Genomic DNA, 15408 nt, shown 5'->3' with positions numbered 1-15408 from the left:
ACGTACGCTAGTACCCAATAAAGAGCGAGACAAGAGATGAGACATGAGAGGGCTAGACATGAGGGCTGCCGCCTGTTCGCTCCGCCCAGTCGGCAATGGAGTGCGTGAGAGACTGGCGCGGTGACTGCCACCACCGATTCGCGCGACCGCCGCCCGCGCCGCACGACCCGTCGTCGTGTGGCCGACGCCGGGCGCAAGGAAGAGCTGCTCCGCCAGGCCGAGGACATCATCCTGAGCGAGGGCTTCACCGCGGTGACGATGGACGACCTGGCACAGCGCCTGGGCTGCTCCAAGGCCACGCTCTACAGCCTCGCGCCCACCAAGGAGCAGCTGGTGCTCGCGGTCACCCGCGCCTTCTTCCGCGAGTCGGCGGCCGAGATCGAGCGCGCCGTGGCAGCGGAGCCCGACCCCCGGCAGCGGATCCGCGTCTACCTCGCAGGCGTGGGCACCGCCATGCGCAGGCACTCCCACGCCTTCTACGACGACATGGTCGGCTACGAACCCACGGCACGGATCTACCGCAGGAACTCCGAGACCGCCGCGAGCCGAGTCCACGAACTCATCGACGACGGCGTGCGGGCCGGCGTCTTCCGCGCCGTCAACGGGCAGTTCGCCGCACAGGTCGTCGCCGTCGCCATCGACTCCGTACAGTCCGGAACCCTCCTGGACGCCACCGGCCTGACCGCCGGTGACGCGTTCTCCGAACTCGGAGATCTACTGATCGACGGGCTCAGCTCAGCCTGACGCCGCGGTGCAACTGCGCCTATTACACCTTCACAGTCCCCTGCAGGTTCCCTGCTTTTGGGCCTTCCAAGCTTCACGTGCGGAGCACGGTGAACACGGGAGTCGCTGTCGGTGATTCGGTTGGTGCTGCAACGGAGCTTGCGCAGTGACGCTAGCCCTTGAGGGTGGCCATGGCCTGCTCGGCGAGGCAGCGGATCTTGGCATGGGTGGCGTTGTCGCGGAGCTTCCATACTTTTGAGTCGGCGTCCCCGAAACGAAACCCTGACAGGTCGGCCGACCCCCTGGTACGCCTTGTCCGCCCAGCACTTGAGCCTTGCTTTGGTGAGGGTTTCGATGATCCCGTGCTGTCCGGGGGCGGTCAGACCATGGGCCGATTTGGGCAGGGCCGGAGAGGCCAGGATCACGAACGCCCTCGTGTGGATGGTTCTTATCGCCTCGGCCAGTAACTGGGCGAGGGCGGCCAAGCTCTCGACGGCTTCACGTATGTAGCGGTAGACGGTCGCGATCCCAACGGCGAATCCGGCAGCCCGATCTCCTGCCGTCTGACTGTGAGTGCAAGCTGCATTTGCCGGGTTCCATCCGGCGAGAGGAACCACGCGTTCCACAGATTGCTACGTCATTTGTCGCGCCCGTTGCTGTCAGACGGCTCTTCGGCGACGGGACAGCGGCGCGATGGCGGCGCGCGTTCGGGCCCCTAGCGTCGAAGGAGCACGCCAACGGCGCGACAGCGCGCAGGCAGACGCAAGGAGAACCACGTGTCAGGGACTGAGCCGGGTGCGCCGGCGACCTACGTCTTCGACGGTCCGACGAGTCTGCGCGGCCACCCCATGAACAAGCTGTTCATGTCGCTGCGGGACGGGACCACGAGGTCGGAGTTCCTGGCGGACGAGGCCGCCTATTGCGCGGCCTTCGAGCTGTCCGAGGACCAGACTTCCGCGGTCCTTGCGCGGGACTGGCAAGCGATGCTCGACCTGGGCGGCAGCATTTTCTACATCTACAAACTCGCCATGATCGACGGGTTGTCGATGCAGTATCTCGGCGGCGTGTTCACCGGCATGTCCGAGGCGGAATTCAGGGCCGCGATGCAGGCGGGAGGGCGTACCGATGTCTGAGGTGATCTGGGGTCTGGCGACGTCGCACGTGCCGTCGATCGGGGCAGCGATGGACAGGGGGCTGGAGGCCGACCCGGCGTGGGCGCCGCTGTTCGAGGGCTATCGACCGGCCCGGGAGTGGCTCGCGGAGCACACCCCCGACGTCGCGATCCTCGTCTACAACGACCACGCGAACGGCGTCGACCTCGACATCGTGCCGACGTTCGCCATCGGTGCGGCAGAGCGGTATCGGGTGGCGGACGAGGGCTTCGGCCGCCGCCCGGTCCCCGACGTGACCGGCGATCCCGAGTTCTCCTTCCATCTGGTGCAGAACCTCGTCGACGAGGGCTTCGACCTCACGGTGTTCTCCGAACTCGACGTCGACCACGGGTTCACGGTGCCGCTGTCGGTCTGGACGCCGAACCCCGGCGATGCCTGGCCGTGCCCGGTCATCCCGATCATGGTCAATGTCATCCGTTACCCGCAGCCCACCGCCGCCCGTTGCCTCGCGCTCGGCCAGGCTCTCGGGCGGGCGATCGCGAGCTATGGCGGGGCGGGGACCGTCGGGATTCTCGGCACCGGCGGGATGTCGCACCAACTGGCGGGCGCCCGGGCCGGTTTCATCAATCCGACGTTCGACCACCTGTTCCTCGAGGCGATCGAGAAGGATCCCGAGCGGCTCGCCGCGCTGAGCCGCGAGGACTACATCCGTGAGGCCGGGTCCGAGGGAATCGAGCTGATCATGTGGCTCGTCATGCGCGGCGCGATGAACGCCGAGATCCGCAGGATTCACTCGGCCTACCACGTACCTGCCTCCAATACCGCAGCCGGAATCGCGCTGTTCGAGAACCAGGCGCCCGGCAACCGCACGGCGTAGCAGGCCTGAACGACTCGCCCGGCGTAACACCGGGCCCGAGAACTGGAGTTGTGGAACGAGATGAGTGCACAGGTCATCGACGGCCGAGCTGCCGCGCATTCGTTGAAGGAGGGTGTGGCGTCCGATGTGGCGCGCCTGAAGGCGGAGGGCACCGGAATCGGTCTGGCCACCGTTGTTGTCGGTGAGGAGTACGGCTCCGCGGCCTACGAGCGGAGGTTGACGCGCCTCGCGGCCGAGCTGGGTGTGGTGCACCGGCGCTGCACCGTACCGGCGACCGCTTCACAGGACGAGGTGGTCGAGGTCGTCCGTGGGCTCAACACGGATCCGGAAGTATCGGGGATCCTGGTGCTGCGCCCGCTGCCGTCGCACATCGACGAGTCTGCGGTGTTCCGCGCGATCGACCCCCGCAAGGACATCGAGGCGGTGCACCCGGAGAACGCCGGCCTGCTGGCCCTGGGTGTGCCGCGGTTCGTGCCCTCGACAGCGGCCTCGGTGTTCCATCTGCTCGACACCTGGCTCGACTCGGTCGGGGAGAACCGTGCGGACTTCTACCACCGCTCCCTGATCGTCGTGGTCGGTCGCTCGAACAACGTCGGCAAGCCTGCGACGTCCTTGGGCTACCAGCGCCAGGCGACCGTCGAGTCCGTCGACGAATGGGCCGACAGGACCACCGGAGTCGGTAGGCGAACCCGCTGGGCAGACGTCCTGATCGTAGCTGCGGGCAAGGCCGGCCTGATTAAGGCCGAACATGTCAGCGAGAACGCCGTGGTGATCGATGTCGGCATCAACCCGCAGACGGGCGCCGACGGTCGGGTCCACATGGTTGGAGACGTCGATTTCGCGTCGGTCGCACCGCGGGTGCGGGCGATCACGCCGGTACCTGGGGGCGTCGGGCCCGTCACCGACGTGTGGCTGCTGCGCAACACCGTTCTGGCGGCCCGCATCCTGTCGGGCATGACCTCCGACGAGGCGGCCTGCTCTCTGACCGACCCGATCCCGGCCACCGTCGGGGTGTCTGCTCTGTCGCTCCAGGAGGCGTCATGACCCCGTCCACTGGCGCCCAGCACGGCGTCCTGCTCCTGTCCTGCCCCGACGGTCCGGGAATCGTGCACGCCGTCACCGAGCTGCTGGTGCAGGAGAAGTGCACCATCGTGCAGAGCCAGCAGTTCGGCGATGCCCTCAACGGCACGTTCTTCATGCGCGTCGAGTTCGCCCGCGTCGATGGCACGTCTCTCGATTTCGAGGGGATGCGCCAGGCGATGCAGGCGATCGGCCGGCGCTTCGAGATGACCTGGCAGCTCGAGGACGCCCGGCAACGGCTGCGAGTGGTGCTGATGGTCAGCAAGTTCGCCCATTGCCTCAATGATCTGCTGTTCCGCAACTCGGTCGGCGAACTGAATCTCGACGTGGTCGCGGTGGTGTCCAACCACCCCGATCTGGGCCGGATCGCCGACAGTTACGGCGTGCCGTTTCGGCACGTGCCGGTCACCAAGGACACCAAGCCGCAAGCCGAAGCCGCGCTGCTGGACCTGGTCCGGGAGCAGCAGGTCGACCTCGTGGTGCTGGCGCGCTATATGCAGATCCTCTCGGACAACCTGTGTCGGCAGCTCGCGGGCAAGGCCATCAACATCCATCACTCGATGCTGCCGAGCTTCAAGGGTGCCAAGCCCTACCACCAGGCCCACGCCCGCGGGGTGAAGGTCATCGGGGCGACCGCTCACTACGTCACGGCAGATCTGGACGAGGGGCCGATCATTGAGCAGGAACTGATCCGCGTCGATCACTCGCTCGGCCCCGAGCAGTTGGCCGCCCGTGGGCGCGAGGCGGAAAGCCGGGCACTGGCGCGCGCTGTGCGGTGGCACGCCGAGAACCGGATCGCCGTCACCGGGAACAGGACCGTGGTTTTCCCATGAGTAACAGCCACGTACCGCTGTCCGAACAGACGGTCGGCGGGTACCTGGCGGCGCTTGCCGCACGGGTTCCCGCCCCGGGCGGCGGCGCAGCAGCAGCCCTGCATGCGGCACAGGCCGCCGCGCTCGTCGCCATGGTGGCCCGGTACACGACCGGCCCGAGGTACGCCGAGCACGCCGACCTCGTCGCCCGCATTGCCGAGCGCTGCGACCGGGAGCGTGAGCGGGCTTTGCGGCTCGCCGACGACGACGCGGCAGCCTTCACCGCCGTGACCGAGGCGTATGCGCTGCCCAAGGACACACCGGCAGCCAAGCACCACCGAACGGCGGCCATCGCCGCGGCGCTGGCTGCCGCCGCGGCACCACCCGCCGAGGTGATCGGTGTGGCGGATGCCTTGATGGACCTGGCCGAGGCCGTGCTCCCGGTTGCGAACCGGAACGTGCTCTCGGACGTGGCGGCGGCGAGCGAGGCCGCGCGGGCCGCGGCGACCACCGCGCGCCTCAACGTCGAGATCAACCTCGGCGGTATCCGCGACGAGAAGGTCCGCACCGAACTCGGTGCCGTGCTCGAACGCGTCGATCCGGTGGCGGAGCGGGCCGCGGTCGTCGAGCGTGCGGTTCGGGACGTTCTGGTCTGACGACGGCCATGGGCCGGCAGCGGCTTTGGTGTCCGGGCATGCTGTCCCTACACGTTGACGAGGGCGGGGTCGTCGGTTCCGGACGGGTGCGTGGGGTGACGCGGCCCGCGGTACTCGCTGGGGCTGACCCCGTACTGCTCGCGGAACAGCCGACTGAAGTGGGACGCCCGCGGAAGTCCGACGGCGGCGCCCACCTCCTGGATGGGGCGCGCGTGCTCACCCTGGTGGGCTTCGAGCAGTCGGCGTGCGCGGTCGAGGCGGGCTTCCCGCAGCCATCGGGACGGCGTGCTGCCGCTCTCCTGGAACACGGCGAACAAGTAGCGCTCCGAAACGGGAATCGCCGCGGCCACGCGGGCGGGTCCGAGGTCCGGTTCGTGCAAGTGGTCGCGCATGAACCGTTGCGCCTGCTCAAGGAGCTCGCTCCGGGGGGATCGTGCCGGCTCCCCGGGGACCTGATCGAGGAGAGCGCTCACAGCGAGATCCACCGCACTGCGTGCCGCAGAGCGTGCAAGCGCGTCCTGCCGATCGGCATCCTGCTGCGCCAGGGCGAATAACGCCGACGAGGCGACGGCGGCGAGGCCTGCTTGTCCGCTGACCGTGACCGCGGTGACCTCGTCGAGCATCCCCAGGCCCGGGGTGAGAAGTGCTCGTGGAACCTGGACCATGACCTGGTCGCCGGGGGTGATGAACTCGCACACGTACGCCCGGCTCGTGTCGATGATCGCGAAGTCCCCGGGCTCCGAGAGAAGTGCGGTCCGCCCCTGCTGACTGAACGCGGCGCGACCACGGAGCAGGACGGAGATCTGGGTCGTCTCACTCGGTGACAGTCGGGCCAGCCGGGGGGAACGGCAGACCCGGGCAGGATCGGCGTGCACGGAGTCGACGGTCAGCCCGCCGAACCCGACCCGGGTCATTCTGCTGTCGTAGCCGGCCTGCGGTGGTGCCGGCATGGTGCTGTCGACCGCGAAGAAGCGCTCGACGAGCGTGGTCCGCCAGTAGTCCTGCTGTTCCCCGAGGGGGACATCGCAGGTGGAGATGGTGAGCACCGGTTGTACCTCCTTGTACAAGACCACCGGTGACATTAGGCATCTCCCGGCCCGCCGGGGAGCGTCGTCCTGCCACGTCCCGACGCGACGGATGACCCGGTCGCCGTCAGCCGACCGTCCGCATGGGATCGGACCCGTCCCAGTCGACGCTCGCCCGCCAGAACCCTGTGAAGAGCTCGTCCATCGTGGACGAGGCAGGGATCAGCTCGATGAAGCCGGGCACTTCCGGCCCGCCGTCGAGGTACACAGCCTGGCCGCCCGTTGGTACCTCTGCCCGGTAGGCGACCTCGAAGCCGCGCTCCATGTAGGACGCCGTGTCCGCCTCGACGTCCGTGCTCCCGATCCCGTGGTGATGGAAACCATGGCCCTTGCGCTCGATCGTCTCCCGGTAGACGGAGGGGGCGTTGTCGTTCGGCTGTATGAGCTCTATCTGCAGGTGGCCCGCGAAGGCCATCGCGATGGAGACATCGGCGCTCGACGGGCCGCCCCGGTAACTGGCGTCGCCGTCACCGGGGAAGTGCTCGAAGAGGAACCACGGACCCGTTCGCAGGTCCCTGACCCATCGCTCGATCGCGGCGTGGAGGTCGGGAACCACGAACGCGCCCTGGATGATGCCCCCTTGGGGGCCACCGAACCCGAACGTGGAGCCAGTGCCGGCACCGCTCGTCGCGTTGATGCTCATCGTCCGTTGGCCATGACGGCGAGCCCGCCGCCATCGACGGGGAAGCCCGCGCCGGTGACGTAGGACGACGCGTCGGAGGCCAGGAACGCGACCGTCTCGGCGACGTCCTCGGGGCGCCCGTTGCGGCCCAACGGGGCGGACCGGGCCACGACGTCGAGGCCGGTCTCAACGTCCCCGGACATGTGGGTCACGAGGTTGCGCAGCATCCGGGTGTCGATCATGCCGGGGAGCACGGCGTTGACCCGTACGCCGGCTGAGCCCAGTTCCGCGGCGGCTGCCCGGGTCATGCCCAGCACGGCGCTCTTCGCCGCGTTGTAGCTGATGGCGCCCGAGAGACCGCGAACACTGGCCACCGAGCCCGTATTGATCACGGAGCCGCTGCCCTGGGCGATCATGACGGGCAGGACGTGCTTGAGGCCGAGGAAGACCCCGCGCAGATTGACCGCGATGACCTTGTCGAAGTCCTCGGCCGGGTAGTCGACCAGATCTGCTACGGGACCTTCGATGCCGGCGTTGTTGAACAGAATGTCGATACGCCCGTCGAAGAGCTCCTTGGCGCGGCTGACGTAGTCCCGCACTGATTGCTCGTCGGAGACGTCGGCCTTGGCCGTGTGAACCGTCCCGCCCCCGGAGGCAATGGCCGCCGCTGCCTCTTCCAGAGCGGTCGCGTCGCGGTCGACGAGGAGGACGCCGGCGCCGCGGGAGGCGAGAAGGGCCGCGGTGGCACGGCCGATGCCGCCCGCGCCGCCGGTGACGATCGCGTACTTGTTGGTGAAGTCCATGGGGTCACTCCATTGTGAGTCGTGATGGGTCGGAGAGTTGGAACGGGTCAGGAGAGGATGAAGCCCTCGTAGCCGCGGTCGGCCACCTCTGCGCAGCGGCGTCGGTATTCGGGCACTCCGCCGGCGTAGGGCATGAACACGCGTGGCTTGCCGGGCACGTTGGCCCCGAGGTACCACGAGTCGGCCGACGTCAGGACGGTCATCTCGGCGGTCTCCGCGACATGTTCGGTCCAGGCCTGTGCGGCGTCGGCGGTCGCCTGCACCTCGGTCAGGGCGTCGGCGCGCAGGTGTTCGGCGAGCGTCCCGATCCACTCGACGTTTTCCTCCGTGCAGCGCACGACGTTGCTGAGTACGGAAGGACTGCCCGGGCCTGCAACGGTCAGCAGGTTGGGGAATCCCGCGACTGCTAGGCCGAGGTAGGTTGTCGGGCCGTCGGACCATGCCTCTGACAGCCGCCGGTTGTCGGCTCCTTGGATGTCGATGGACAGCAGCGGCCCGGTCAGGGCGTCGAACCCGGTGGCGAAGACCAGCGCGTCGAGGTCGAGTTGCCGGTCGCCGACCCGAACGCCGGTCGAATTGACCTGGGTGAGCGGCTCTTCACGCAGGTCGACGAGCTCGACATTCGGCCGGTTGAACGTCGGGTAGTAGTCGGTCTCGACCACGAGGCGTTTGGCCCCGACCGGGAAGCCCTGCGGGGTGAGCCGCTTGGCGACGTCGCCGTCGTGAACGATCTCGGCGATCTTCCCCCGCAGGAACTCCGCCAGGGACTCATTGGCGGCGGGGTCGACGAGCAGGTCGCGGTAGCAGGCCAGGATCGAGGCGCCGCCTTGCTGCCAGCGAGCCTCGTACGCGGCGGTGCGTTCGACCGGGTCGGCAGTTGCCGCCGACTCGCCGGCGAGGGGGAAGTGGATCCCGAGGAACGCGTCGAGGGCGCGGTCGCGGTAGGCGCGGTAGTCGGACTTCACCGCGTCCCGATCGGCCGCGGTGAGCGGCCGGTTGTGGGCCGGCACGACGAACCCGGCGGTCCGCTGGAGGACATGGAGCCGGTCTGCCTGGGCGGCGATCTTGGGGATCACTTGAACGCCCGAGGAGCCGGTGCCGACCACAGCGACCCTTTTGCCGCTGAAGTCGACACCGTCGGCCGGCCATGTCGAGGTCTGCAGTCGCAGGCCCTCGAAGGTGTCGATGCCCGGCACATCGGGCAGTCGCGGGGAGGACAGGGCGCCGGTGGCCATCACCACCAGCCGTGCGGTGACCTCGGCAGCCTCTCCTGCCCCGTCGACCGGAGAAGTGCGCACGGTCCACGCGTGGTTCTCGGAGTCGTAATGCGCCGATGTCACGCGGGTCGACAGGACGATGTCCTCGCGGAGCCCGAAGCGGTCGGCCACGTGATTGAGGTACTGCAGGATTTCCGGCTGCGACGGGTAGCGCTCGGACCAGTTCCACTCCTGCTGCAGGGCCTCGTCGAACCCGTAGCTGTAGTCGAAGCTCTCGAAGTCGCACCGCGCACCGGGGTAGCGGTTCCAGTACCAGGTTCCGCCCACCTCGCCGCCGGCCTCGAACAACCGGACTCGGAATCCGGCGCTGCGCAGCCGGCGCAGCATGTGCAGTCCACCGAAGCCGGCACCGACCACGACGGCGTCGTAGTCGGGGGCACGGCCCGGTGCAGGGGAGAGACGTGACATGGCGGCTCCTGTGATGCGTGGTTGAGTCCTCCAGACGCTAGGCATCCCGCGGACGGCGGTGTTGGCCGTCGCCGCACTGTGCTGTCACCTGGCCGCACGAACGTGGGGACGTCCCCGGTGGCGGGTCACGGAGGCGCTGAGGAACTACGTCATCCGTCGCGCCGCCACGGCCACGAGCGGCGGCTGTCCGGCGTCGATCGGCCGATGCGCCGCCCCTTCTCCCGGCTCCAGGATCTGTTCCCACGCATGGCTGGAGAACAAAGGGGTTACTCATGAAGGTCGATCTTTCCCAGGAGTCCGAGACCCGAGCGGGGCTCGTCATCAACGGGGTGACTGTCGAGACGGAGAACTGGACGGCTGTCCATGACCCGTCGGAGCCGGACACCGTGGTCGGCTTCGCCGCGGAGGCGACCGTTGACGACACGAGGGCCGCGATCGCGGCGGCCGACGCCGCGTTCACGTCCTGGGCAGCTACCCCTGTCGGTGAGCGGGTCGCGACCGTCCTTGGCGCACTCGACGGATTGGCGGGCCACGAGGCCCAGTTGTCGCGGCTTCTCGTCCGGGAGAACGGCAAGATCGCGCAGGAGGCCGCGATCGACCTCGCCGTCTTCGGCGCCCGCTTCCGCGCCGCCTGCGAGCTGGGAGCAGAGCTGACATCGCCGCTGCACCTGCCGGGACCACCGTTCCGCAGCGAGATCCACCGGCTCCCGGTCGGGGTCGTCAGCGTGATCGTGCCGTTCAACTGGCCCCTGGCGATCCTCGCGGCGAGCCTGCCCTACGTCCTCGTCGCGGGAAACACCACCATTGTGAAGCCACCGCCGACCGCTCCCCTCGCGGTGGTCCGCACGCTGGAGATCCTCGCCGCGCGGCTGCCCGCGGGAGTCCTCAACGTGGTCACCGGGACGAACGCGAACGTCGAACCGCTGATCACCGATCCGAGGGTCCAGCACGTGGTCTTCACCGGAAGCACCGCGGCGGGCAAGCACATCATGAAACTGGCCGCCGAGTCGCTGACCAAGGTCACGCTCGAACTCGGCGGCAACGACCCGGCGATCGTGCTGGACGACGCCGAGCTGGATGCGGCGACCCTCGCCGATCTCGTCGGTGCCTGCTTCCTCACCACCGGGCAGGTGTGCATGAGTGTCAAGCGCATCTACGTCGCGCGACAGCGACTGGATGAACTCGCCGATGGAATGGGGCGGGTGCTCGGATCCTCTCTCGTGGGGAACGGAAACGATCCGGCGGTCGGCATGGGCCCGTTGAACTCGGCCGCGCAGCGAGCCCGCGTCGGCCGGATGCTGGAGCAGGCCGCGCTGGCCGGCGCCGATGTCCGGGAGTTCGGCTCGTTCACCGAGCAGGCCGAGCAGAGTACCGGCCACTATCTGTTGCCGTCGCTCGTCCTGGACCCGGCCGAGGACCTCGACATCGTCACGCAGGAGCAGTTCGGCCCCACTGTTCCCGTGCTGCCGTTCGACGATCTCGACGGTCTCGTCACCAGGCTGAACGGCGAGTGGTCCGGCCTGTGTTCGTCGGTGTGGACGGCCGACGAGGAGCGAGGAGGCGACATCGCGCGTCGTCTGAGGACGGGCACCACCTGGGTCAACCAGGCGAACGCCGGCGCGTGCGACGACCGGGCGCCGTTCGGCGGTTTCCGGCAGAGCGGCATCGGCCGGGAGATGGGGACGGACGGCCTGCTGGACTTCACCGAGCCGCACACCGTCACGTTCCGGGCGTGACCGAGTCCTCGATGGCAAGCCTTGGATGACAGGCCTGACGGCTGCATTGCCGCACATGGGAGGAGCGGGAGCCCCGAGTCTGCGGGCTCCCGCTCCTCCCGTGTGCGGCACGGCGGGTGAGGCGTCCCTTCGCCTCACTTCTCCTGCGGGTGAGTGGCGAGCGCCTCGACGGTGATGTCCATCCACTTCCACATGGGCAGGGAGACGAGTGCGTCGTGCAAGGCGGCGGCGTCCTCGGCTTCGTAGAGGCCGATGGTGGCGTTGCGGCCGGGCACCCGCCACAGCCGTTTGAGGACTCCGGCCTCCCGCAGTTCCATGGCGCGCTCGCGTTCACCCCGCTTGAGCCGGCCTCGCAGCTCGTCGGACGTGTCGTGCGGGAGGAGGTTCTCGGTGCGGACCAGGAACTCCATGGTGTGTTCCTCTCGGATCGAATCGCCCGCTCAGGGGCGCGTGAAGTCGAGCAGCAGGGCGGCGAGTTCGTCGGGTGCGGTGACCATGGCTTCGTGGCCGGTGGCGATCTCATGGGTGGGCCAGCCACGGGCGGCGGCCCGCTCCGCCTGTGCCGTGAAGACCCGCATCCAGTCCACGCACTCGATGAACGCGGCGGGCACCCGGTCGCCCTTGCCCGTCAGACGCAGTGGCTCGGTGTAGGTGAGCCAGGGGTGCGGTGTGAGCCGTGGTGTGAGCCAGTCGATGTCTGCTTGCTCAGTGACACCGAGCTTCGTCAGCGAGCGGGGCGGGACCAGCCAGCCGAAGCCGGGGCCCTCGGCCGCCTCGCGCCAGTGCCCGGCTACGGCCTCGGGAAGCAGGTCCACCGCCGCCTCGCCGTCGTCACCCACGAAGGCGTCCAGGTGCACTCGCAGGGCCAGACGCTCCGGGACGCGGTCCGCGACCCCCGTGACGATCTGTCCGGCGTAGCTGTGCCCGACAAGCACGACGTCGTTCAGGTCGTATCCCTCCATGAGGCCGACGACATCCTGGATGTGGGTGGACAGTCCGACCTGTGGGGTGAGGGTGTGTGCGCGGTCGGAGAGTCCGGTGAGGGTGGGGGTGTACACCTCGTGTCCGGCGTTGCGCAGCGCGGGGACCACTCGCTGCCAGGCCCATCCGCCGTGCCAGGCGCCGTGGATCAGGACGAAGGTGCTCATCGGGTTTCCTCGGGTTCGTCGGCGTCGACGTAGCGCACGCCGAGCCGCTCCAGCTGTGGACGCATGTCGTAGAGGTCGAGGCCGAGTTCGCCCTCGCGGAAACGGAGCCGCTTGGCCTCCTCGCCCGCCTCCCTCTTGGCGGCGGCCTCGACGACCGCCTCGCCCTCGGTCAGCGGGACGCAGAGCACTCCGTCGTCGTCGGCGACGATGATGTCGCCGGGGTTGACGAGCTGCCCGGCCACCACGATCGGCACATTGACCGAGCCGGCCACGGCTTTCGCGGTGCCTTGGGCGTGCACGGCCCGGGACCAGACCGGGAAGCCCATCGCTTGGAGGTCGGCGATGTCACGTACGCCGGCATCGGTGACCAGTCCGCGGACCCCGCGATGCAGCAGTTGGGTGGCGAACAGGTCTCCGAACATACCGTCGGTGGAGCGTGAGGTGGTGGCCACGACCAGGATGTCGCCCTCGCGGCACTGCTCGATGGACGCGTGGATCATCAAGTTGTCGCCGGGGTGGGAAAGCACCGTGACCGCGCGTCCGGCGATCCGGGCGCCGGGATAGATCGGCCGGAGCTCCGGACCGAGCAGGCCCCGGCGGCCGTGGGCCTCGTGCGAGGTCGCGACGCCACTCTTCGCGAGCGCGGTGACGACCTTGCCCGAGGGGCCCCGGCGGGTGCGGACGACAACATGGTCGGTCACTGCAGCACCTCCCCGACGATCGGGAAGACGCGCTGGTAGGCCTCGGCCTGCACGATCGACTTCGCGCCGCTATTACGGACCGCCTGGACGCCGCGGCGCAGGCCGAGGTCGGTGTAGTACTGCACGAGGTGGGACTGCGCCCCCATGCACTCCATGGCCTTGCGCTTGCGGTCGAATACCGGGGTGATGTCCAGCAGCAGGTTCGGGGAGAAACCGCACTGCTCAGGCTGGTGCGGCTCGAACTGCAGGACCTGCGGGGCGCCGATGGGACTTGTCGACCGGTCGTGACCGGCGGCCTGGGCGACCTGGCGCGCGAGCAGCGTGGCCTCATGGGCGGCGTTGTGGTCGCGGTTGTACGGATCGTTGGCGACGTGCGTGAGCAGCACGTCCGGCTGCGCGGCGCGCATCGCGGCCACGATCTTCGCCAGCCCGGAGTCGTCGACCCGCAGCGGGTAGTCGCCGAGGTCGAGGAAGGAGATCGAGGCGCCGAGCGCCTCGGCAGCCGCCTCGGCCTCGAGACGGCGCCCCTCCTTCGCCTTGTCCAGGGGCATGCCCTCCTGCTTCCACAGTCCCTGCGATTCGCCGCGCTCGCCGTAGCTCAGGCACACGATCCGGACGTCGTACCCGCGCTCGGCGTAGAGGGCGAGTGCACCGCCCGCCCGCCACACGAAGTCGCCGGAGTGCGCACTGATCACCAGCACCGTGGGACGGCTGTTTGTCGCCATCGTTCGCAGCACCTCTCTCGTCGTCGTATGCTCGCCCGCCTGCCGATCGGCGGCCGCAGCACGGACGACGCTAGGCGGCACGGAACTCCGCGAGAACCTGCGAATGACCAGCGCTGGGAGGGCTGCAGTCGCGCCCTGGATACGTCATCCGTCGCATCCGCGGCGGGTCGCGCCGGGCCCTTCGAGCGCGGTACGTCATTTGTCGCGGCCGCACCTGCCCGCACAGGCGAGTCATCGAGGTCATCCGGTTGTCTCGGACCGGCGCGTGCCGTCCTAGCGTCCAGAGAGGCACCAACTGCCGAGACCACAGCGAGGAAGCCGATGAGTCATTCAGTCAGCAGCATGCGCAAGGCGCCCGAGGGATACGCCTGGAGCCGCTTCGGTGAGCCCGAGTACACCGATTGGCTGGACGAGAGCCTGTCGTGGAAGGAAGCCTGCTACATCGGGGACTGGTCGTTTCTCTGGCAGCACCGCTTCACGGGGCCCGACGTCCTGGCGATGCTGAGCGACATCACGGTCAACAGCTTCGCGAAGTTCGACATCGGCCAGTCGAAGCATGCGATCCACACCAACCGCGATGGAAAGGTCATTCACGAGGGAGTCCTGACCCGGCTCGGGCAGCAGGAGTACATGCTCCACGGCCGTGGCGGGTTCTGGGCGCGGCACTACCTGGCGACCACCGATTATGACGTCCAGGTGGAACAGGACGACTGGTTCATCCTCCAGGTGTCCGGACCGCGATCGGTCGATGTTCTGGAGAAGGTCGCCGGCAGCGGTCTGCGTGACACCGGCTTCATGCGGGTCAACACCATCCGTGTCGCCGGCCACGACATCCACGCCCTCCGGCAGGGCATGGCGGGGGAGATCGGCTTCGAGCTGCAGGGGCCGGTCGCGCACAAGCAGGATGTGTACGACGCGATCGTCGAGGCCGGCCAGGATTTCGGCATCCGTAAGCTCGGCGGCCGGACGGCACCGATCAACCATCTCGAGGCCTGTTTCCCGACCATCGCGACGGATTACATTCCTGCGATCTTCGAGCCGGACACCGCGAACTACCTCAAGGTCTTCACCGACTCCATGCCCGCATTCGCCCAGCCCGCCTACATCGCAGGCTCGTACGAGGGACGCGACATCTCCGAGTACTACCGCAGCCCCGTCGAACTCGGCTGGGGCCGCAACATCAACTTCGACCACGACTTCCTCGGCCGGGAGGCACTCGAGGCGGAGAAAGCCTGCCCGCGTCGGACGATACGCACCTTGGTGTGGAATGCCGACGACGTCCTCGACGTACAGGCATCGCTCTTCCGGCCCGGCGAGAACTACCCCTTCATGGACATGCCGCGCGACCAGCGCGGCTTCATGTGGGCGGACAAGGTCACTGTGGACGGCAAGTTCGTCGGAGTGGCGACGTCCCGCGGCTACAGCTACTACTTCCGGGAAATGCTCTCGCTCTGCACCATCGACCTCGCCCACGCCGAGATCGGCACGAGGGTGACGGTGCACTGGGGCACCCCCGACGGACCGCAAAAGGAGATCCGGGCGACGGTGGCTCCCGCGCCGTACAAGACCGACCGCAGGCGGGCGAACCTGCAGACCGCCTGAGGACACGGCGGGGATACGGTGGCCACAGGCCGACAGTGCGG

Annotated in this window: 16 protein-coding genes; 8 read left to right on the top strand and 8 right to left on the bottom strand. The window is 68.5% G+C overall.

What is annotated here, in order from left to right; genetic code table 11:
• The first annotated feature begins 120 nt into the window (after window positions 1-120).
• The 6 genes from ACOKM3_RS08715 (at window position 121) to ACOKM3_RS08690 (ending at window position 5260) form a co-directional block, all read left to right on the top strand.
• Window positions 121-744, top strand: coding sequence for a TetR/AcrR family transcriptional regulator (locus ACOKM3_RS08715; protein WP_426898603.1), 624 nt, complete (start codon window positions 121-123; stop codon window positions 742-744).
• 755 nt (window positions 745-1499) lie between these two features.
• Window positions 1500-1856: a protocatechuate 3,4-dioxygenase gene (locus ACOKM3_RS08710; RefSeq protein WP_426898601.1), complete on the top strand. Its 357-nt coding sequence runs from the start codon at window positions 1500-1502 to the stop codon at window positions 1854-1856.
• A complete protein-coding gene (locus ACOKM3_RS08705) occupies window positions 1849-2712 on the top strand; it encodes a class III extradiol dioxygenase subunit beta (RefSeq protein WP_426898599.1) in 864 nt (287 codons plus the stop codon). Before ACOKM3_RS08710 ends, ACOKM3_RS08705 begins: the two co-directional genes overlap by 8 nt.
• 60 nt (window positions 2713-2772) lie before the next feature.
• Window positions 2773-3756 carry a bifunctional 5,10-methylenetetrahydrofolate dehydrogenase/5,10-methenyltetrahydrofolate cyclohydrolase gene (locus tag ACOKM3_RS08700; protein WP_426898597.1) on the top strand — a complete coding sequence of 328 codons (984 nt, stop codon included), beginning with the start codon at window positions 2773-2775 and terminating at the stop codon, window positions 3754-3756.
• On the top strand, window positions 3753-4625 hold the full coding sequence (gene purU, locus ACOKM3_RS08695; protein WP_426898595.1) for a formyltetrahydrofolate deformylase: 873 nt from the start codon (window positions 3753-3755) through the stop codon (window positions 4623-4625). Before ACOKM3_RS08700 ends, purU begins: the two co-directional genes overlap by 4 nt.
• Window positions 4622-5260, top strand: a complete 639-nt coding sequence (locus ACOKM3_RS08690) for a cyclodeaminase/cyclohydrolase family protein (RefSeq protein ID WP_426898593.1) — start codon at window positions 4622-4624, stop codon at window positions 5258-5260. Before purU ends, ACOKM3_RS08690 begins: the two co-directional genes overlap by 4 nt.
• Window positions 5261-5307: 47 nt before the next feature.
• On the opposite strand, the gene ACOKM3_RS08685 is transcribed toward ACOKM3_RS08690, so the two are convergent.
• The 4 genes from ACOKM3_RS08685 to ACOKM3_RS08670 form a co-directional block, all read right to left on the bottom strand.
• Entirely contained in the window at window positions 5308-6306 is a 999-nt protein-coding gene (locus tag ACOKM3_RS08685; protein ID WP_426898591.1) for a helix-turn-helix domain-containing protein, read from the bottom strand.
• Window positions 6307-6412: 106 nt separating this feature from the next.
• A complete protein-coding gene (locus tag ACOKM3_RS08680) occupies window positions 6413-6988 on the bottom strand; it encodes a VOC family protein (RefSeq protein WP_426898589.1) in 576 nt (191 codons plus the stop codon).
• The gene (locus ACOKM3_RS08675) at window positions 6985-7770 is read right to left on the bottom strand and encodes an SDR family NAD(P)-dependent oxidoreductase (protein ID WP_426898587.1); all 786 of its coding nucleotides are present in this window, start codon (window positions 7768-7770) and stop codon (window positions 6985-6987) included. The genes ACOKM3_RS08680 and ACOKM3_RS08675 overlap by 4 nt, the downstream gene beginning before the upstream one ends.
• Window positions 7771-7817: 47 nt before the next feature.
• Entirely contained in the window at window positions 7818-9455 is a 1638-nt protein-coding gene (locus ACOKM3_RS08670; RefSeq protein WP_426898585.1) for a flavin-containing monooxygenase, read from the bottom strand.
• A 272-nt stretch (window positions 9456-9727) separates the two neighbouring features.
• Here ACOKM3_RS08670 and ACOKM3_RS08665 point away from each other — a divergent pair, with 272 nt between their 5' ends.
• The gene (locus ACOKM3_RS08665) at window positions 9728-11191 is read left to right on the top strand and encodes an aldehyde dehydrogenase family protein (protein WP_426898583.1); all 1464 of its coding nucleotides are present in this window, start codon (window positions 9728-9730) and stop codon (window positions 11189-11191) included.
• Window positions 11192-11325: 134 nt separating this feature from the next.
• Here ACOKM3_RS08665 and ACOKM3_RS08660 read toward each other — a convergent pair whose 3' ends face one another.
• The 4 genes from ACOKM3_RS08660 to ACOKM3_RS08645 are packed head-to-tail and all read right to left on the bottom strand — an operon-like array spanning window position 11326 to window position 13765.
• Window positions 11326-11601 (bottom strand): muconolactone Delta-isomerase family protein, encoded by a 276-nt coding sequence (locus tag ACOKM3_RS08660; RefSeq protein WP_426898581.1) that lies wholly within the window; start codon window positions 11599-11601, stop codon window positions 11326-11328.
• A gap of 30 nt (window positions 11602-11631) precedes the next feature.
• Complete coding sequence (locus ACOKM3_RS08655) at window positions 11632-12339, bottom strand: alpha/beta fold hydrolase (protein WP_426898579.1); 708 nt, start codon at window positions 12337-12339, stop codon at window positions 11632-11634.
• Window positions 12336-13040: a 4-carboxy-4-hydroxy-2-oxoadipate aldolase/oxaloacetate decarboxylase gene (locus ACOKM3_RS08650; RefSeq protein ID WP_426898577.1), complete on the bottom strand. Its 705-nt coding sequence runs from the start codon at window positions 13038-13040 to the stop codon at window positions 12336-12338. The genes ACOKM3_RS08655 and ACOKM3_RS08650 overlap by 4 nt, the downstream gene beginning before the upstream one ends.
• Window positions 13037-13765, bottom strand: a complete 729-nt coding sequence (locus ACOKM3_RS08645; protein WP_426898575.1) for a PIG-L deacetylase family protein — start codon at window positions 13763-13765, stop codon at window positions 13037-13039. Before ACOKM3_RS08645 ends, ACOKM3_RS08650 begins: the two co-directional genes overlap by 4 nt.
• A 342-nt stretch (window positions 13766-14107) precedes the next feature.
• On the opposite strand from ACOKM3_RS08645, the gene ACOKM3_RS08640 reads away from it, so the two are divergent.
• Window positions 14108-15367, top strand: coding sequence for an aminomethyl transferase family protein (locus ACOKM3_RS08640; protein ID WP_426898573.1), 1260 nt, complete (start codon window positions 14108-14110; stop codon window positions 15365-15367).
• Window positions 15368-15408 lie beyond the last annotated feature (41 nt).

Source organism: Streptomyces nidicola (assembly GCF_050106155.1).
GTDB lineage: Bacteria > Actinomycetota > Actinomycetes > Streptomycetales > Streptomycetaceae > Streptomyces.
This window is presented reverse-complemented; position numbering and strand designations above follow the sequence as displayed.